The 18,812-nt window shown below is 68.5% G+C and carries 15 protein-coding genes; 5 read left to right on the top strand and 10 right to left on the bottom strand.

The features are described 5' to 3' along the window. Positions 1-210 precede the first annotated feature (210 nt). The 3 genes from ACWZHB_RS16245 to ACWZHB_RS16235 are packed head-to-tail and all read left to right on the top strand — an operon-like array spanning position 211 to position 4,642. A complete protein-coding gene (locus ACWZHB_RS16245) occupies positions 211-1,176 on the top strand; it encodes an alpha/beta hydrolase (protein ID WP_427908775.1) in 966 nt (321 codons plus the stop codon). Continuing rightward, entirely contained in the window at positions 1,173-2,936 is a 1,764-nt protein-coding gene (locus tag ACWZHB_RS16240) for an ABC transporter ATP-binding protein (protein ID WP_427908774.1), read from the top strand. The genes ACWZHB_RS16245 and ACWZHB_RS16240 overlap by 4 nt, the downstream gene beginning before the upstream one ends. Beyond that, positions 2,933-4,642, top strand: coding sequence for an ABC transporter ATP-binding protein (locus ACWZHB_RS16235; RefSeq protein ID WP_427908773.1), 1,710 nt, complete (start codon positions 2,933-2,935; stop codon positions 4,640-4,642). The genes ACWZHB_RS16240 and ACWZHB_RS16235 overlap by 4 nt, the downstream gene beginning before the upstream one ends. Positions 4,643-4,688: 46 nt before the next feature. Here ACWZHB_RS16235 and pgl read toward each other — a convergent pair whose 3' ends face one another. Genes pgl through tkt form a run of 5 tightly spaced genes read right to left on the bottom strand, consistent with a single transcriptional unit; the run spans position 4,689 to position 11,221 of the window. Further along, positions 4,689-5,468: a 6-phosphogluconolactonase gene (gene pgl / locus ACWZHB_RS16230; RefSeq protein ID WP_427908772.1), complete on the bottom strand. Its 780-nt coding sequence runs from the start codon at positions 5,466-5,468 to the stop codon at positions 4,689-4,691. Beyond that, positions 5,461-6,369: a glucose-6-phosphate dehydrogenase assembly protein OpcA gene (gene opcA, locus ACWZHB_RS16225; RefSeq protein ID WP_427909180.1), complete on the bottom strand. Its 909-nt coding sequence runs from the start codon at positions 6,367-6,369 to the stop codon at positions 5,461-5,463. The genes pgl and opcA overlap by 8 nt, the downstream gene beginning before the upstream one ends. Continuing rightward, complete coding sequence (zwf, locus tag ACWZHB_RS16220; protein ID WP_427908771.1) at positions 6,366-7,937, bottom strand: glucose-6-phosphate dehydrogenase; 1,572 nt, start codon at positions 7,935-7,937, stop codon at positions 6,366-6,368. Before zwf ends, opcA begins: the two co-directional genes overlap by 4 nt. Before the next feature lie 4 nt (positions 7,938-7,941). Then, positions 7,942-9,075 (bottom strand): transaldolase, encoded by a 1,134-nt coding sequence (gene tal / locus ACWZHB_RS16215; protein ID WP_427908770.1) that lies wholly within the window; start codon positions 9,073-9,075, stop codon positions 7,942-7,944. A 4-nt stretch (positions 9,076-9,079) separates the two neighbouring features. Next, positions 9,080-11,221 carry a transketolase gene (tkt, locus tag ACWZHB_RS16210; RefSeq protein WP_427908769.1) on the bottom strand — a complete coding sequence of 714 codons (2,142 nt, stop codon included), beginning with the start codon at positions 11,219-11,221 and terminating at the stop codon, positions 9,080-9,082. A 445-nt stretch (positions 11,222-11,666) separates the two neighbouring features. On the opposite strand from tkt, the gene ACWZHB_RS16205 reads away from it, so the two are divergent. Then, a complete protein-coding gene (locus ACWZHB_RS16205) occupies positions 11,667-12,659 on the top strand; it encodes a heme o synthase (protein ID WP_427908768.1) in 993 nt (330 codons plus the stop codon). A 125-nt stretch (positions 12,660-12,784) separates the two neighbouring features. On the opposite strand, the gene ACWZHB_RS16200 is transcribed toward ACWZHB_RS16205, so the two are convergent. Then, a complete protein-coding gene (locus ACWZHB_RS16200; protein WP_427908767.1) occupies positions 12,785-13,750 on the bottom strand; it encodes a quinone oxidoreductase family protein in 966 nt (321 codons plus the stop codon). Between the two features lie 76 nt (positions 13,751-13,826). Between ACWZHB_RS16200 and ACWZHB_RS16195 the strand changes: the two genes are divergently transcribed. Then, positions 13,827-14,192 (top strand): hypothetical protein, encoded by a 366-nt coding sequence (locus tag ACWZHB_RS16195; RefSeq protein WP_427908766.1) that lies wholly within the window; start codon positions 13,827-13,829, stop codon positions 14,190-14,192. Positions 14,193-14,272: 80 nt separating this feature from the next. On the opposite strand, the gene ACWZHB_RS16190 is transcribed toward ACWZHB_RS16195, so the two are convergent. From ACWZHB_RS16190 to mptB, 4 genes are all read right to left on the bottom strand, one after another. Beyond that, positions 14,273-15,244 carry a COX15/CtaA family protein gene (locus tag ACWZHB_RS16190; protein WP_427908765.1) on the bottom strand — a complete coding sequence of 324 codons (972 nt, stop codon included), beginning with the start codon at positions 15,242-15,244 and terminating at the stop codon, positions 14,273-14,275. Between the two features lie 68 nt (positions 15,245-15,312). Continuing rightward, complete coding sequence (locus tag ACWZHB_RS16185) at positions 15,313-16,092, bottom strand: ABC transporter permease (protein ID WP_427908764.1); 780 nt, start codon at positions 16,090-16,092, stop codon at positions 15,313-15,315. Continuing rightward, positions 16,089-17,021 (bottom strand): ABC transporter ATP-binding protein, encoded by a 933-nt coding sequence (locus ACWZHB_RS16180; RefSeq protein ID WP_427908763.1) that lies wholly within the window; start codon positions 17,019-17,021, stop codon positions 16,089-16,091. The genes ACWZHB_RS16185 and ACWZHB_RS16180 overlap by 4 nt, the downstream gene beginning before the upstream one ends. Next, positions 17,018-18,736 carry a polyprenol phosphomannose-dependent alpha 1,6 mannosyltransferase MptB gene (mptB, locus tag ACWZHB_RS16175; RefSeq protein ID WP_427908762.1) on the bottom strand — a complete coding sequence of 573 codons (1,719 nt, stop codon included), beginning with the start codon at positions 18,734-18,736 and terminating at the stop codon, positions 17,018-17,020. The genes ACWZHB_RS16180 and mptB overlap by 4 nt, the downstream gene beginning before the upstream one ends. Between the last annotated feature and the right edge of the window lie 76 nt (positions 18,737-18,812).

Raw genomic sequence — 18,812 nt, 5'->3', positions numbered from 1 at the left:
ACCCCGACGCGAAACCGGACGGGAAGGGCGGACAGGGGATATGACGACGCGCTGTGCGATTGATCATGATCTGGCAGAAAAAGGTTTAGACGACTCGAACGCGCCGTCGAAGGTGACCGCATGTTTCCGAAAGCGCCGCGGTGTTCGCGGCTGTCAGGGTATCGGTACGCCGCCGGGAACGGGCGGTGAGCGAGCGCCAGGAGGTACGTCATGCGAGGCAGAGTTCCCCTACGGATGCGGGTGTTGGCCGCCCTCCATGCTGGGCCGGATTGGGATTCGATCACCCAGGCGGAGGTAGTCGAAGTGCGGGCGGCGCAGGAGAAGTTGCGGCGGTCCGCGCTCGGGACATTGATCACCGGTAAGTCGGACCGCGGTGCACTCGGCACCGACCACACACTCGAATTGCCCGGTCGCACACTGAATGTTCGCGTGCATCGGCCGGTGCGCGGGGGCTCGGGGCTGCCGTTGATCGTCGCTTTTCACGGCGGTGGGTGCGTCAGCGGGGTGCCCGCGCAGGATGATTGGTTGCTGAGTCACCTGGCTGCCGAGTGTCCGGCGGTGGTCGCGTCGGTGGACTATCGGCTCGCGCCGGAGTATCCGATTCCGGCGGCTTTCGAGGATGCCCGGGATGCGGTGCCGGTGCTCGTCGCGCGGGCGGGGGAGTGGGGCGCGGACGGGGCGCTGCTCGCGCTGCTCGGTAGTAGTGCGGGGGCATCGCTGGCGGTGTCGACCGCCCGCGAGATTCGTGAGCTGCGGACGCAGGTCCTGATCAATCCCCAACTCGACTGGACCGACGGGGCGTTCGAGTACCCCTCGTTCACCGAGAACGCGGACAGCCCCACGGCGACCCCGGCCCATTGCCGTGCGGTGCACCGCATCGCGCTGCCAGCGGGTTTCGATGCCCGCGCGATATCGCCGATGTTCCACGACGACCTCGCCGGTTCCGCCCCGACGCTCCTGCAGTCCGCGGGCCTGGATCCGCTGGAAGATCAATCGTCGGCCTATGCCGATCGATTGCGGCAGGCGGGGGCAGCGGTGACGCTGACCCGCTATCCCGAAGCGGTACACGGCTTTCTGAGCATGTCTGGTCTGATCCCCGCCGCCAGACCGGCTCGTGCGGAGATTCTCGACCATCTGCGCAGCCACCTGTCCGTGCGTCCGGGAGCGCGTCGATGATCCGCGAGCAAGCTCCGGCAACGAGCCTCACCGCGCTGCTTCGTCCGTATCTCGGCAGTTTCACGGCAGTGGTGATCTTGCAGGTCATCGGTGCCGTGGCCGGGCTTGCACCCTTGCTGGCAGTGGTCGAGTTGGGCCGCACGGTGTTGTCGCCCGGCGAGATCGACCGCGCTCATGTGTGGCTCGTCGTGCTGGCCGGTGCGGTGGGCCTGCTGGTCCGATTGCTGTGTACCGCGGCATCTTCGGCCATCGGGCACCTTCTCGATGATCGGGTTCAGCTGTCGTTCCGGCGGCAGTTGGCCGACCAGCTCGGGCGAGTGCCGATCGGCTGGTTCGCGCGACGCCGCACGGGCGAACTGGCGAAGATCGTGGGTGAGGACGTGAGCGCCGTGCACCCGTTCATCGCCCACGCGCCCGGCGAGCTGGTGTCCGCGTTCGTGGTGCCGTTGGTCTCGCTGGCTTACCTGTTCACCGTCGACTGGCGGCTCACCCTCATCACCCTGATCCCGGTGGTGCTGGCCATCGCGCTCGTCCCGTTGATGATGACCCCCACCCGGCTGCGCGAACAGCAGGATTTCGACACGGCCATGGGTGGCATCGCCAGCTCGGTCGTCGAGTTCGTGCAGGGCATCGCCGTGGTGAAGGCATTCGGCGGTTCCGAGCGTGCCCATCGCCGATTCCGCACGGCCACCGACGATTTCGCGGATATCTTCCTGCGGATGGTGCGTGGCCTCGCGGGTCCCGCGGCCGGCATGCAGGTGGCGTTGTCGCCGCCGTTCGTGCTGCTGGTCGTGCTGATCGGCGGTGCGGTGCTGATCACGAACGGTGGGCTGGCCCCGGCTGATCTACTGCCGTTTCTGCTGCTCGGCATCGGACTGACCGCGCCCGTGGCGGCCCTCGGGCACGGTTTCGACGACCTGCAAGCCGCCGGTCGCGCGGCAGGCCGAATTCGTGACGTTCTCGACGAGGCGCCGCTGCCCGAGCCGACCCGGCCGCGAGCACCGCGGGGGCACCGGGTGGAGTTGCGCGGGGTCCGGTTCGGCTACGACACCGAGCACGAAGTACTGCGTGGGATCGACCTGGTGCTCGAGCCCGGTACCGTCACGGCGCTCGTCGGGCCGTCGGGCAGCGGCAAATCCACCCTGGTCCAGCTGCTGCCGCGGTTCTTCGATCCGAGCCACGGCACCGTCGCGCTCGGCGGAGTCGATCTACGCGAACTCGGCAGCCGCGAGCTCTACCGGACGGTCTCGTTCGTCTTCCAGGATGTGCGCCTGCTGCGCGCGTCGATCGCGGACAATATCGCCCTGGCCGTCCCACACGCGGACCGCGACACCGTCATTCGCGCCGCGCGGCTGGCGAACATCCACGACCGAATCCTCGCGTTGCCGCACGGCTACGACACCGTGATCGGTGACGGCGCGTCCCTGTCCGGCGGTGAGGCACAACGGATTTCGCTCGCAAGGGCACTGCTCGCCGACGCGCCCGTCCTGATCCTGGACGAGGCGACCGCGTTCGCCGACCCACACACCGAACAGGCGGTGCGACAAGCTTTGGCCTCGCGCGGCGGCGACCGGACCGTCCTGGTCATCGCCCACCGCCTGGAAACGATCGCCGACGCCGACACCGTCGTGCTGCTCGACAACGGCACGATCATCGAACAGGGCCGACCCGCGGATCTGCTCACCCGGCAAGGAAGATTCGCCGACTTCTGGCACGCGCACCGGACGGTGACCGCGGAACTACAGGGAGACCCACGATGATTCGCATGCTGTTGCGCGTGCTCGGACCCGAGTACGCGAAACCGGTGCGGCGCACCGTCGCGCTGATGACCGTGACCGCGGTCGCCGAGGGCTTTTCCTACGCGCTACTGGTTCCGGTATTGCGAGCGCTGTTCGGTGACCGGCCCGCCGACGCCCAAACCTGGCTGATCGCGCTGGGAGGTGCCGTCGCCCTCTACGCGGTCCTGCGCTACCGCAGCGATCTTTCCGGTTTCCGCGTCGGAACCACCTTGCTGCGTGGCGTGTACTACCGACTCGGCGACCACCTGGCCCGGCTCCCCATCGGCTGGTACACAGCGGGTCGCGTCGGGGAGGTATCGGTGCTCGCGAGTCGCGGTGTGCTGCAAGCGTTGAGCGTGCTCGCCCACCTGATGGCGCCGCTCATCTCCGCCGCCGTGACGCCGCTGACGATCATCGTCGTGATGTTCGCGTTCAACTGGCAGCTGGGGGCGGCCGCGGCCGCCGCGGTACCGATCGTGGCGGCGATCCAGGTCTGGTCCGGGCGCTCGATGGCGGCCGGCGACGAGGATCGGCACCAGCGCGATCACGATGCCGCGCAACGTGTCATCGAATACCTGCAAGCCCAGCCGATCCTGCGGGCCGGAGGGCGCACCGCGCAACGGTTCGACCTGCTCGACGACTCGCTGCGCGAAGTCGCTCGCGCGTCGCGCCGCCGAGCCTTCACCGCGCTGCCCGCAATCCTCGGTCTCTCGCTGGCGGTGCAGGCGATGTTCACCGTGCTGCTCGCCCTCGGCGCCTACCTCGCCCTCGGCGGAAACATCGGCGCGGCAGAGGTTTTGGCCATCCTGATCCTGGCCGCCCGCTGCGCCGACCCGCTGCTGTCACTGGCCGATATCGGCGGTCAACTGCGCAGCGCCCGATCGGAACTGGTTCGCCTCGACGCACTCCTGCGCACCGAGACCCTGCCCGAACCCAGCACGCCACTCCAGCCGCGAGCCCACGACCTGACCTTCGACGCCGTCAGCTTCCGGCACGGCACCAGGACGGTGCTCGACGACGTGTCACTGACGGTTCCCCAGGGGCAACGGCTCGCCGTTGTCGGCCCCTCCGGAGCGGGTAAAACCACTCTCCTGCAACTACTCGCCCGCTTCTACGACGTCGACGCGGGGACCGTGCGCATCGGCGGTGTCGACGTGCGCTCGATCAGTACCGAAACGCTGATGGCCCAGTTCGCCATCGTGTTCCAGGACGTTTACCTCTTCGACGGCACCATCGAGGACAACATCCGCCTCGGCCGCCCCGACGCCACCGACGACGAGGTCAGAACGGCCGCCACCGCGGCCCGCCTCGACGAGGTGATCGACCGGCTCCCCGGCGGCTGGACAACCAACGTCGGCGAAGGCGGCACGTCACTGTCCGGCGGTGAACGCCAACGTGTTTCGATCGCCCGAGCACTACTGAAAGACGCCCCGATCGTCCTGCTGGACGAGGTGACCTCCGCCCTCGACCCACTCAACGAGGCCGCGGTCCACGAGGGAATCGAACGCCTGATGGCGGGCCGAACCGTGGTGATGGTCGCCCACCGCCTACGCACCGTCCACCGCGCCGACCGCATCGTCTTCCTCGACAACGCCCACATCCAGGAGGACGGCACCCACGAAGAACTCCTCCGCCGAGCAGGTCGCTATGCCGATTTCTGGACGACCTCCCTGACTCCCGTCACCTGACACGACGAAGCCGGGCCCGATCACGGGCCCGGCTTCGTCAGGTGCGTTATTCCTCGTCGAGGAGCAGGCCCGTCGCGGCGGGCTCGTCGATCACCCAGGTGGTCGACTCGATGCCGACCGCGCCTGCCGACGGAATCTCGTCGGGGGAGGCGTCGTTGACGGCCGCGGCCACGGCGGCGGCCTTGCCTTCGCCGCTGACCACGAGCATCACGTGGCGGGAGCGGTGCACCGCGGGCAGGGTCATCGTGACCCTGGTCGGTGGGGGCTTCGGGCAATCATGGACGGCGACAACATAATCCGTTGTTTCTTGCACTGCCGGTGAGTGCGGGAACAGGGAGTTGATGTGGCCTTCGGGGCCCATGCCGAGGACCGTGAGGTCGAATTCGCCGCGTTCGTCGAGTTCGGTGTGCACGAGCTGGGCGTAGGCGGCGGCGGCTTCCTCGGGCGAGCCGTAGGCGCCGTCGGAGGGGGCGATCGGGAAGACGTGGGCCGGGTCGAGCGGGACGAAGTCCAGCAGCGCCTCGCGGGCCTGGAGTTCGTTGCGGTCCTTGTCCCCGACCGGGACGAAACGTTCGTCGCCCCAGTAGACGTAGAGGGTGGACCAGTCGATGGCGCCGGGGGTCTGGCGGACGCGTTCGAGCAGGCGGATGCCGTCACTGCCGCCGGTGAGCGCGACCGAGGCGTGGCCGCGTTCGGCCTGGGCGGCGACGATCACGTCGACGAAGCGTTCGGCGGCGGCGTCGGCGAGCAAGTCGGCGTCGTCGTGGATCTCGATCGTATTGGCGGGGAATTCGGCACCGAGGTCGTCATGGTCGAGATCACTCATAGGTCACCTTCTCGATTCCGGCGAGCGCCTCGGCGTAGATCTCGTCGGCGTCGAGCCGGCGCAGTTCTTCGGCGAGGCAATCGCGAGTTTCCCGGCGTGCCAGCGCGATCCGCTGGTCGGGTTCGCCGGTGCGGGTCAGCGTGGCCGTCCTTCCTAGTTGCGGGCGTTCGATGGCGATCGAATCGGTGGCGCGCTGGATTTCCACCTTCAACTCCCCGGTCCGGCGGATCACCGGGCAGTGCAACCGGGAGGCCAGCCAACCGGCCAGGGTGTCGAGTGCGGGTTCGGACGCAAGGCCCGACACGATCACCGAGGTGACCGGTTCGAACGGCGGCTCGTCCAGTGCCGCGGCCAGCAGCGCCCGCCAGTAGGTGATCCGGCTCCAGGCCAGATCGGTGTCGCCGGCGGCGTAACTGGCCGCGCGCTTCTTGATCGCGCCCATCGGATCGGGAGCGAAGGTGGCATCGGTGATGCGGCGCTTGGCGAGCTTGCCCACCGAATCCAGCGACGGGAACTCCGGCGCGCCACGCGGCCACCACGCCACCACCGGGGTGTCGGGCAGCAGGAACGGGGTCACGACGCTGCTCTCGTGGTTCACCAGCGCACCTTGCAGGCGCAGCACGATCACCTCGGCCGCACCGGCGTCGCCGCCCACCCGGATCTGGGCGTCGAGGCGGTCCTCGGCGTCGCGGTCACCACGGGCCAGCACGATGACCCGGCAGGGATGTTCGCGACTGGCGTCGTTGGCGGCGTCGATCGCGTCCTCGGCCTCGGAGGAGTCGAGGGTGCATACCACCAGCGTGAGCACCCGGCCCTGGGTGATCACGCCGTTGGTCTCGCGCAACTGCACCATCCGCTTGCCGACATCGACGGTATTGGTGTCGGGCATGTCGACGATCACGGACGCCGCCATTCCCGCCCGCTGCGCGCGAGCATCTCATCGGCCGAGGTGGGACCCCAGGTCCCGGCCTCGTAGGGTTCGGGTTTGCCGCCCGCGGCCCAGTGCGCGAGCACGGGATCGAGGATGCGCCAGGACAATTCGACCTCCGCGTTGACCGGGAACAGCGACGGCACACCGAGCAGCACGTCGAGGATGAGCCGTTCGTAGGCCTCGGGGGAGGACTCGGTGAACGCCTCGCCGTAGCTGAAGTCCATGTTCACATCGCGCACTTCCATGCCGGAGCCGGGGACCTTGGAACCGAAGCGCAGGGTGATGCCCTCGTCCGGCTGCACCCGGATGACCAGGGCGTTCTGGCCGAGCTCCTCGGTCATCGTCTGATCGAAGGGCAGGTGCGGTGCGCGTTTGAACACCACCGCGATCTCGGTCACCCTGCGGCCCAAGCGTTTTCCGGTGCGCAGATAGAACGGCACACCCGCCCAGCGCCGGTTTTCCACGTGCAGGGTGATCGCGGCGTAGGTCTCGGTCCGCGATTGCGGATCGAAGCCTTCCTCCTGATGCAGGCCGACGACGTGCTCGCTGCCCTGCCAGCCCTCGGTGTACTGGCCGCGCGCGGTCGTCTCATCCAGCGGCGCAACGAGTTTGGTGGCCGAGAGAGCCTTGATCTTCTCCGTGGTGAGCTGCATCGGCTCGAAGGAGGTCGGTTCCTCCATCGCGGTCAGCGCGAGCAACTGCAACAGGTGGTTCTGGATGACGTCGCGCGCGGCGCCGATCCCGTCGTAATAGCCTGCGCGACCGCCCAACCCGATGTCCTCGGCCATGGTGATCTGCACGCTGTCGACATAGTTGGCGTTCCAGATCGGCTCGAACAACTCGTTGGCGAAGCGCAGCGCCAGAATGTTCTGGACCGTCTCCTTGCCGAGATAGTGGTCGATCCGGAAGACCTGCTCCTCCGGGAACACCCGGTTCACCAGCGCGTTGAGCTCCTTGGCGCTGGTCAGGTCGTGACCGAACGGCTTCTCGATCACCACACGCCGCCACGGGGTGTACCCGTCGGGCTCCGGCTCGGCCTCGGCCAGGTCGTGCTCGGAGAGCTGGTCGAGCACCACGGGGAACATGTTCGGCGGAATCGACAGGTAGAAGGCGTAATTGCCGCCGGTGCCGCGGGTCTCGTCGAGGCTCTTCAGGGTGTCGGCGAGCGTCGAGAAAGCCGCGTCGTCGTCGAAACTGCCCTGCACGAACCGCACCCCTTCGGCCAGGTGATCCCAGACTTCCTGGCGGAAGGGGGTGCGCGCGTGCTTCTTCACGGCCTCGAGTACCACCGAGGCGAAGTCTTCGTCGGCGTAGTTGCGCCGAGCGAAGCCGACCAGGGCGAAACCAGGCGGCAACAGCCCCTGGTTCGCGAGGTCATAGATGGCCGGCATCAGCTTCTTGCGGGACAGATCTCCGGTGACACCGAAGATCACCAAGCTGCACGGGCCCGCGATGAAGGGGACCCGTTTGTCGCGTTCGTCGCGCAGCGGGTTGTGCCACAGCCCCGCCGCCTGATCCGTCGATGCTGTGCCGGCCATCGTGCTAGTTGCCCTCCGCCGCGATGTTCAGCTGGCCGGTGGTGGCCTCGATCAGTTCGCCCCACGCGCCCTCGAACTTGTCGACACCTTCGCGCTCGAGCAGTGCGAACACATCGTCGAGATCGATACCGACCGCGGCCAGGTCGGCGAAGACCTGTGCGCCCTCGGCGCCGCGGCCGCTGAGCGTATCGCCCTGCAGCTCACCGTGATCGGCGAACGCCTGCAGCGTCTTCTCCGGCAGGGTGTTGACCGTGTTCGGGCCGACGAGTTCGGTGACGTAGAGGGTGTCGGGGTAATCCGGGTTCTTCACCCCGGTCGACGCCCACAGCGGCCGCTGCCGGTTGCCACCCTGTGCGGCCAGGTGGTTGTAGGTGGAGGTGTGCGCGCCACCGTCGAACACGTCCTGGTATTCGGCGTACGCCAGCCGGGCGTTGGCCACACCCGCCTTGCCGCGCAGGGCAAGTGCCTCCGGGGTACCGATCGCCTCGAGGCGCTTGTCGATCTCGGTGTCGACCCGGGACACGAAGAACGACGCGACCGAGTGGATCTTGGCCAGGTCGTGGCCACCGATCTTGGCGTTGCGCAGACCGTCGAGGTAGGCGCCCATCACCGCGCGGTAGCGCGGTACCGAGAAGATCAGCGTCACGTTCACGCTGATGCCCTCGGTGAGCACCGAGGTGATCGCGGGCAGCCCGGCCTCGGTGGCCGGGATCTTGATGAACAGGTTCTTGCGGTCGACGATCTTCCACAGCTCGATCGCCTGGGCGACGGTCTTGTCGGCGTCGAAGGCGAAGCGCGGGTCGACCTCGATCGACACCCGCCCGTCCACCCCACCGGTCGCCTCGAACACCGGCGCGAGCACGTCGCAGGCGGCGCGCACGTCATCGGTGGTCATCGTGCGGATCGCCGCGTCGGCGTCGGCGCCTTGGGCCGCAAGGTCTTTCAGCTGTGCGTCGTAGGCGTGGCCCACGCTCATCGCGGCCTGGAAGATGCTCGGATTGGTGGTGACACCGACGACGCTGCGGGTCGCGACCAGGTCGGCGAGATTGCCGGACTGGATGCGATCACGCGAGAGATCGTCGAGCCACACCGAGACGCCCGCGGCCGCGAGCGCGGCGAGGTTCTCGTTCTGTGCCATGGTCTTACCCCTTCACCTTGTCGGTGGAACGCAGTGCCGCGCGGACGACGGCATCGGGGGTGATACCGAATTCGCGGTACAGAGTCTTGTAGTCGGCCGACGCGCCGAAGTGGTCGATGCCGACGACCTCGCCCGCGTCACCGACGAATCGGTGCCACGGCATCGCGATACCGGCCTCGACCGCGACCCTGGCCCGCACCGACGGGGGCAGCACCTCGTCGCGGTATCCCTGATCCTGCGCGTCGAACCACTCCACACACGGCATCGAGACCACGCGGGTCGGGATGCCCTGCTCTTCCAGCGTAGTGCGCGCGGCGACCGCGAGGTGGACCTCGGAACCGGTGCCGATGAGGATCACCTGGGGGGTGCCGGTGGAAGCCTCGGCCAGGATGTAGCCGCCCTTCTTCACGCCTTCGTAGCTGGTGCCCTCCAGGGTCGGGATGTCCTGGCGGGTCAGCGCCAGCGCGGACGGGCCGTCCTGGTGCGGCGCGTCATGGACCGAGAAGTGCGAGGTGTGTTCGTCGGAGTCGCGTTCGAGGACGGTGCGCCAGGCGTACACGGTCTCGTTGGCATCGCCGGGGCGCACGACGTTGAGGCCGGGGATCGCGCGCAGCGCGGCCAGGTGCTCGATCGGCTGGTGGGTCGGGCCGTCCTCGCCGAGGCCGATGGAGTCGTGGGTCCAGACATAGATGGCGGGCACCCGCATCAGCGCGGCCAGGCGGACGGCCGGGCGCATGTAGTCGCTGAACACGAGGAAGGTGCCGCCGTAGGGGCGGGTCGGGCCGTGCAGCGCGATGCCGTTGAGGATCGAGCCCATCGCGTGCTCACGGATACCGAAGTGCAGGGTGCGCCCGTACGGGTTGGCCTTCCACGCGCCGGTGGAGATCGACTCGGGGCCGAAGCTGGCCTGGCCCGGCATCGTGGTGTTGTTGGACTCGGCCAGGTCGGCCGAACCGCCCCACAGCTCGGGCAGCTCGTCGGCGACCGCGGCGAGGAACTTGCCCGACGCCTTGCGGGTGGCCATGCCCTTGGGGTCGACCTCGAAGCTCGGCAGCGCCTCGGTCCAGCCCTTGGGCAGCGAGCGGGTCTGCAGACGATCGAACAGCGCCTTGTTCGAGGGGTTGGCCTCGGCCCACTTGTCGAAGCTCTGCCGCCACTGCGCCTGTGCCTGCGCGCCGCGGGCCAGTGCCTTGCGGGTGTGCTCGATGACGGCAGGGTCGACGACGAAGGACTTCTCCGGGTCGAAGCCCAGCGCCTTCTTCACCGCGGCGACCTCGTCGGGGCCGAGCGCGGCGCCGTGCGCGCCACCGGTGTTCATCTTGTTCGGGGCAGGGAAGCCGATGATGGTGCGCAGGATGATGATCGAGGGCTTCGACGTCTCGGCCCTGGCCGCATCCAGGGCCTTCTCGATGGCCACCACGTCTTCGCCGCCTTCGACGATCTGCACCTGCCAGCCGTAGGCCTCGTACCGCTTGGCCACGTCTTCGGTGAAGGCGATATCGGTGTCGTCCTCGATGGAGATCTCGTTGTCGTCGTAGATCACCACGAGGTTGCCCAGCTGCTGGGTGCCCGCGATCGAGGAGGCCTCGGCGGTGACGCCCTCCTGCAGGTCGCCGTCGGAGGCGATCGTGTAGATGAAGTGGTCGAACGGGCTGGTGCCCTCGGGAGCGTTCGGATCGAACAGCCCACGCTCACGTCGGGCGGCCATCGCCATGCCGACCGCCGAGGCCAGGCCCTGGCCCAGCGGGCCGGTCGTGATCTCGACGCCGTCGGTGTGGCGGAACTCGGGGTGACCCGGGGTGAGCGAACCCCACTGGCGCAACTGCTCGAGGTCGGTCAGCTCCAGACCGAAACCGGCCAGGTAGAGCTCGATGTAGAGGGTGAGGCTGGAATGTCCACAGGACAGCACGAAGCGATCGCGACCCACCCAGCTCGGATCCGCCGGGTTGTGGCGCATCGTGCGCTGGAAGAGGGTGTAGGCGACCGGCGCGAGGCTCATCGCGGTACCGGGGTGCCCGTTGCCCGCCTTCTGCACGGCGTCGGCAGCGAGTACCCGGGCGGTGTCGACGGCCAAGGTGTCGAGGTCCGTCCAGTCGCTGGGATAGTTCCGCTGAGTGAGGGCGCGAATGTCGTCTGTGACTGGCACGACCGTAGTTCTCCTGACCTAGGTTTCGTCGACGGCGATAGCTTGGCAGCGGCGATGGTGTTCGACAGCGGGTCGCACGCGGCCGGGATGCGTACCGATGTACAGGAATACCCTAGTGGTGCTGCTACAGCGGTTGGCGCGAACCCTGGCGTTGAGTCTAGTGCGGATCGCCGTGCGTCGGCGGTGTGCGGTGCAGACCCTCGCCGCCGTGCGGACGGAGCCCGTCGCGGTGCCGTTCACCTGCGCGTCGATGCGGGTTCACCGCCGAGTGGGCCCGGGATGCGGGCTCGTGGGGCGTAGTGACCGCGCCCACGGTGGCGGGGGTCTGGCGCGGAGCGGCAGGTGAGTGGGTCTACCATCCTCTGTAGTAGTGGCCGCGCCGCAGCCGCGCGCTGCTCGTTCCATTACCGGATGCGAAGCGAAGCACAGCGTGCGAGGAGATACAGTGCGGATCGGTCACGAGCCGGGTAGTAGCGGTGCGCACGGAACTTCGTCGACGGCGCTGGCCGATCGCCTGGCGGGCGACAGTCTCGGCGCGCGGATAGTGCGCAAGCCCCTTGCCTACATCGCCCTCACCAAGCCACGCGTCATCGAGCTGCTGCTCGTCGCGACTATTCCGACGATGCTGCTGGCCGACCGCGGCACCGTCGATATCCGGCTCATCCTGGTCACCCTGTTCGGTGGCTGGATGGGCGCGGCCAGTGCCAACACCCTCAACTGTGTCGCCGACGCCGACATCGACAAGGTGATGAAGCGGACCGCACGGCGGCCACTGGCCCGCGATGCGGTGCCCACCTCGCACGCGCTCGTGTTCGGTGTCGCGCTCGGCGCGATCTCCTTCGCCTGGCTGTGGTGGCAGGCCAACCTACTCAGCGGCGCGCTCGTCGTCGCGACGATCCTGTTCTACGTTTTCGTCTACACCAAGGGCCTCAAGCGCCGGACCTCGCAGAATGTCGTGTGGGGTGGCGCGGCCGGGTGTATGCCCGCCCTCGTCGGCTGGTCCGCGGTGACCGGCGATATCGGCTGGCCCGCGCTGGTGCTGTTCGCGGTGATCTTCTTCTGGACGCCGCCGCACACCTGGGCGCTGGCCATGCGCTACAAGGAGGACTACCGCGCGGCCGGCGTGCCGATGCTGCCGGTGGTCGCTACCGAGCAGGTCGTGACGAAGCAGATCGTCATCTACACCTGGTTGACGGTGCTCGCGACGATGGCGTTGGTTCCCGCGACGGGCGTCATCTACGCCGCTGTGGCGCTGGTGGCCGGTGCCTGGTTCCTGCTGATGGCGCACCAGCTCTACGCCGGGGTGCGCCGCGGCGAGTCGGTGAAGCCGCTGAAGCTGTTCCTGCAGTCGAACAACTACCTCGCGGTGGTGTTCTGTGGGCTGGCCGTCGACTCGGTGCTCGGGTGGGAAACGGTCGGCAGCTTCATCGGGCTGTAAGACATTCTCGACCAGTGGCCGGGCAGCGATGCCCGGCCACTGTCGTTTCCGGCTGTCGGGGCCGCGGTGAGAGCTGCTCGAGCCGGTATGCGCTTTTCCGGGTGAGCGGACAGTCGAGGTCGTGGCTAGGGCAGCAGCACGATCGAGCCGGTGGTCTTGCGCGCCGCGAGATCGCGCTGTGCCTGAGTCGCATCTGCCAGCGGGTAGGTAGCGCCGACGCGCAGGTTCAGGGTTCCCGCGGCGATCCAGTCGAAGACATCCGTTGCGCGCCAGAGGAATTCGGTGCGGTCGCGGGTGTAGGCGCCCAGAGACGGTCGGGTGAGCCAGAGCGAACCGGCGGGATTGAGTCGTTGCGGGTCGAAAGGGGGGACCGCGCCGCTGGCCGCGCCGAAGAGGGCGAGGGTGCCGCGGACGCGGAGGGAGGCGAGGCCGGCTTCGAAGGTGCTGGCGCCGACGCCGTCGTAGACCGCGGCTACGCCGATGCCGTCGGTGAGGTCGCGGACGCGGGCGGCGAGGTCGTCGCCGTAGCGCAGGACGTCGGTGGCACCCGCTTCACGCGAGAGCTTTTCCTTGGCGTCGGTGGAGACCGTGGTGATGACGCGGGCGCCCTTCGCGACAGCCATCTGGGTGAGCAGCAGGCCAACCCCGCCCGCGCCCGCGTGGATGAGGACCGGGTCGCCGGGTTCGGGGGTGAACACGGATTCGGTGAGGTAGTGGGCGGTCATGCCCTGCAGGAGCGCGGCGGCGGCGACGGCCGGTTCGACGCCGTCGGGGACCTGCACCGCGACGGCCTCGTCGACCGCGACCAACTCCGCGTAGCTGCCGGGCGCTGATGCCCAGGCGACCCGGTCGCCGACCGCGAATTCGGTGACGTCCGAGCCGATCGCCACCACGAGCCCCGTTCCCTCGGAGCCGGGGGTGTAGGGCGTCGCCTGCGGGTAGAGGCCGGTGCGGAAGTAGATATCGATGTAATTGACACCCACACCCTGGGTCTTCACCAGCAGCTGGCCGGGGCCGGCCTGGGGGTCGGCCACCTCCACGTACTGCAGAACCTCGGGACCGCCGTGCTCGGAAACCTGAATCGCGCGCATGAGTCCCCTTTCTACACCCCGTGTTCCAGACCACTCGGGGCTGGACTGGAAACTACCGGCCGGTAAACTGCGGTGCATGAGTACAACCGCCACCCCCGAGGCCGTGAAGGTGCCGGCCGAGGTCGAGAAGTCCATCGTGAAATTCCTCGCTGAGCACGGTGGTTCGGGAACGGCCGTGCTGCAGTATCTCGGCGAGCAGGGTGTCCGGATCACCCTTGTCGGCGCCGACGGCATCCTCGGTGACCGGGTGGTCGGCGATCTGGCGACCGCGAAGGCACTCGTCGAGCGAGTCGACGGGCTCGTCGAGACCGACGAGTGGAGCCGCGAGCTCGGCTCGATCGTCACCCCGGCCCCGTCACACTGGGCCAGGATGGCCGGCTGGGTCGCCGGTCAGACCAAGTTCCCGAAGGCGCGCAACGGAAAGTTGTTCGCAGGCGCCTGATCCTCGCGGCGCAACGGCCGACGAACATCGAACAGCCCGCGATCGGATGCACCGATCGCGGGCTGTTTCGTTGGGACGGGTCAGCGCACGGAAGCCTGAGCGACCGTGGGCACCTCGACCTTCTCGCGCGTGCGCAGCGACGCCCACAGCGCGGCGGTCGCGGCGGTGCAGGCGGCGGCGCCACCGACGTGGATGGCGACGAGGGCAGCGGGCACATCGGTGAAGTACTGGACGACACCGACAAGCCCCTGGGCGAGCACGATCGCGAGCAACACGAACAACCGCTTGCGGACAGCGGGCGTGATGCCGACGGCGAAGAGCCCGAACGCGAGCCCGACGAGCAGTGCGAGATACCCGATCATCAACTGCGAGTGCAGATGCACCAGGGTGACGATCTCGACTTCGAGGCGCTCGACCTGTCGCTCGATGCTCTTGTCACCGGCGTGCGGCCCGGCCGCGGTGACCAGTGTGCCCGCGATGAGCACCCCCGCGAGCGCCACCCCGGACAGGGCGGTGAGCCAGCGCAGGGGAGCGGGCACCTGGACGGTCTCGATGCCGTCGTCGGGTTCGCAGATCTTCGCGTAGAGCACCACCGCGAGCCACACCATCGCCATCGAGGCGAGCAGGTGCACCGCCACGGTCCACCACAGCAGCCCGGTGCGCACGGTGATCCCGCCGATGACGGCCTGCACGACGGTGCCCGCCGGCATCAGCCAGGCGTAGGTCAGAACTGTCTTGCGCCTGCGCGCCCGGACGACTGCGAGCACGATCAGCCCGGCGCACAGCGTCACCGCGAAGGTGAGCAGCCGGTTGCCGAACTCCACGGTCTGGTGCAGGACGGGTACTTCCGAGACCCCGATCGGGGTGAAACTGCCGGGGAAGCACTGCGGCCAGGTCGGGCAGCCGAGCCCGGAGGCGGTGACGCGCACGATGGCGCCGGTCACCGAGATGCCCGCCTGGCTCAGGATCACCGCGATGGCGATGAGCCGCTGCACCCGCAGCGAGGGGAGCGGCAGCCGGTCGACGAGGCCAACGAAGGCGCGATACAGCACGTCAGGAATGGTACCGGCCGATAATTCGACGCTGATACCAGGGCTACTACAGTGCGTCGTTGGTCACGTCAGTGGAAGCGGAACAGCCTGGTCGCGAGCCATCCGCACACCACGCCCCACACCGCGAGCACCGCCACCCCGAACCAGTCGATCGACCCCGACAGCGCCGCATCCAGCGCATATGCCAGCGCACCGGACGGGATGAGCCGTGCGATCACGGTGAGCGCGGTGGGCAGGGAGTCGACGAGCACCAGGCTGGCGATGCCGAGCATGATGAACCACAGGATGTTGGCCAGCGCCAGCACGACCTCGGCCTTGAGCGTTCCGCCGAGCAGCAGTCCCATCGCCGCGAAAGTGGCCGTGCCGAGAGCGATCACCAAGGCGCCGAGCGCGAGTCCGCCGATGCCGGGTCGCCAGCCGAGCGCGACGCCGATGGCACCGAGCAGCATCGCCTGCAGCACCACCACGATGAGCACGGCCGCGCACTTGCCCGCGATCACGCCCCAGCGGGGCAGCGGTGTCGCACCGAGCCGTTTGAGGGCGCCGTAGCGGCGGTCGAAGCCGACAGCGATGGCCTGGCCGGTGAACGCGGTCGACATCACCGCGGTCATCATCACCATCGGCACAATCCGGTCGACCCGATGCTCGCCGAGATCGCCGAACGGCAACAGGGTCAGGCCGATCAGCAGGGTGATCGGGATGAACATGGTGAGCAGCAGCTGTTCGCCGTTGCGCAACAACAGCTTCAGCTCGAGCCCGGTCTGCGCCGTGAGCATCGCCATCCGCGAGGCAGGCCGCGGATCGGGGGCGAAGGTGCCGGGCAGGAAACGGCTGGTGGTCTCGCTCATCCGCGCAGGTCCCGTCCGGTCAGTTCGAGGAAAACGTCTTCCAGGCGACGCTGGTCGATGCGGATGTCGGTGGCGAGCACGTCCATCCTGGCGCACCAGGCGGTGAGCGTGGCCAGGACCTGCGGGGTGATCTCGCCCTCGATCAGGTACATCCCCGGCGTGGTCTCGTGCGGCGAGAAACCTTCCGGCAGGGCCGATTTCAGCAAGGCGATATCGAGTTTCGGTGGGGCGCAGAACCGCAGCTGGCCTGCCGCGCCGTGGGCGGTGACCTCGGCGGGGGTGCCCTGCGCGACGATCCGCCCGTGATCGATGATCACGAGCTGGTCGGCGAGCTGTTCGGCCTCGTCCATCATGTGCGTGGTGAGCACGACGCTCACGCCGTCGCGGCGCAGGGCGTCGATGAGCTCCCAGACGATCAGGCGCGCCTGCGCGTCCAAACCGGCGGTGGGTTCGTCGAGGAACACGATCTCGGGCCTGCCGACCAGCGCGCACGCGAGCGCGAGCCGCTGCTGCTGACCGCCGGACAGGCGTCGATAGGGTGTGCGGCGGTTGTCCCGCAGACCGAGCGTCGACAGCAGCCAGTCAGGGTCGATGGGATCGGCGGAATAGGCCGCGACCAGGTCGAGCATCTCCCCGGCGCGGGCGCCGGGGTAGGCGCCGCCGCCCTGGAGCATCACGCCGATCCGCGGTCGCAGCTGTTCGGAGTCGGCAATCGGGTCCAGGCCGAGGACGCGGACCGTGCCCGCGTCCGGGCGCACGAAGCCTTCGCACATCTCGACGGTGGTGGTCTTGCCCGCGCCGTTGGGTCCGAGCAGAGCGAAGACCTGGGCGGGCTCTACGTCGAACCGGAGACCGTCTACCGCGGTGGTCTCGCCATAATGCTTGACCACACCGTCGACGCTAACGGCGGGTCCAGGGCGACTTGTCACGATGTCACACGGTAAGCCGTGCCCTCCTGTGACGGAGCCGACACCCCCGGCTGGGCCCGCCAGGGCAGTGTGTGCCGGGTGAGCGCGAAGAACAGCGCGAAGCAGACCACGGCGGCCAGCGCGGCGCCGATGATCTGGAAGACCTGGAATTCCGCACCGCGCGGCATCACCAGCATCGAGACCACCGCCGAGAAGGCGACGGCGGGCACGCGGAACACCGGCTGGGTGGCCCAGGCCGCCAGCGGGATGATGGCCCAGAGCAGATACCAGGGCTGGACCACCGGGAACAGCAGCACGATCGCCGCCAGCGAGACACCCATCGCGCCGACCGGATGCAGCCTGCCCACGCCGGTCGCGACGAGCATGCGCAGGGTCACGAAGACCGCGACCAGTCCCGCGATCGGGCGGGTGATCGAGAGCAGAGCGGTCGTGTGATCGCCGAGGCCGAGCAGGACGCCCCCGAATCCGGTGACGATGCCGATGATGGTCGGCAGCGACATCCAGCTCCGGACGGCGTTGGCGACGCTGAGGGTGTGGACCCAGCCGAAGCCGAGCCCGCTGGCGAACCCGATGAAAAGCGTTGTCACCACGGCGATGACACCCAGCAGAGCCGCGGCTTTGGCGACGGCCGCGAACGACCCGCCCCAGCGTCTGGCCAATGCCATGCCGACGAACCCGAGGGCGATGATCGACGTGAGCTTGATCGACGACGACAGCGTGATCACCACCGCCCCGCCGATCAGCAGCCCGTAGGCGCGGGCATCGAAAGGTGGCAGATTCGTGGCCGTCAGCCGGTCGGGTCTGCCGCCTTCGCCGTAGATCGCGCGCAGCATGAGCTCCACTCCGGCCAGCATCAGACCGAGCATCAGCGCGTCGTTGTGCACGCCGCCGACCAGGTGGAACAGCACCAGCGGGTTCGCCGCACCGAGCCACAGCGCACTCACCGGAGCCACCCCGCAACGCACCGACAACCGCGGCAGCGCCCACACGATCAGCGCCACACCGGCCAGCGCCAGTAACCGGTGCACCCACACCCCGGCGATGATGTTGTCGCCGGTCAGCTCGGCGATACCGCGGCCCATCCACAGGAACAGTGGACCGTACGGCGCGGGCGTATCGCGCCAGATCGTCGGCACATTGTTGGTGAGCACATTGTCGATCCCGAGTCCGGCGACCGGGCCTTCGGAATAGGGGTCGATGCCGCGGGCGGCGATCTCGCTCTGTGCCAGATAGGAATAGACATCGTTGCTGAACATGGGTGGCGCCACGGACAGCGGGATGATCCACAGCAGCAGTGTGCGGTCCAGTTGCGAGCGGCTCAGCCGGTGCAGCGGCGAACCCGCGAGTCCACCGATCGCGAAGCGTCCCAGCAGCAACCACGCCCCGATCACCAGCGCGGTGCCGAACATGCACATCGCCAGCGACCCGGTGTGCGCTCGCGCGAAGATCCCGAGCACCCGAACACCGGAGACCGGATTCTGGTGCACGGGTTGGGCGCCGATGCCCAACGCCGCGATCGCCATCAGCACCGCGCCGGTCGCGCCCATCAGCCGGATCCGGTCCAGTTGCGCGCGTTCGCGCTTGTCGAGCCCCGGGACCTCGGTCTCGTCGCGATGCAGCACCGCGACGGTGTGATCGGGCGCCGACACGTCGAGCCCGAGAGCTCGCCGCCCGAACGCCAGTGTCTTGCGCGCCGCGCCCTCCAGTACCGCCACGAAGTCAGAGCCTAGTGTGCGCGGACACGACAGGGTTCTTCAGTAGCCACCGAGCCGATGCGGCCGCGACCAGGGC

The organism is Nocardia sp. FBN12, assembly GCF_054031145.1.
Note: the sequence above shows the minus strand (reverse complement) of the source record. Positions and strands in the feature narration are given on the sequence as shown.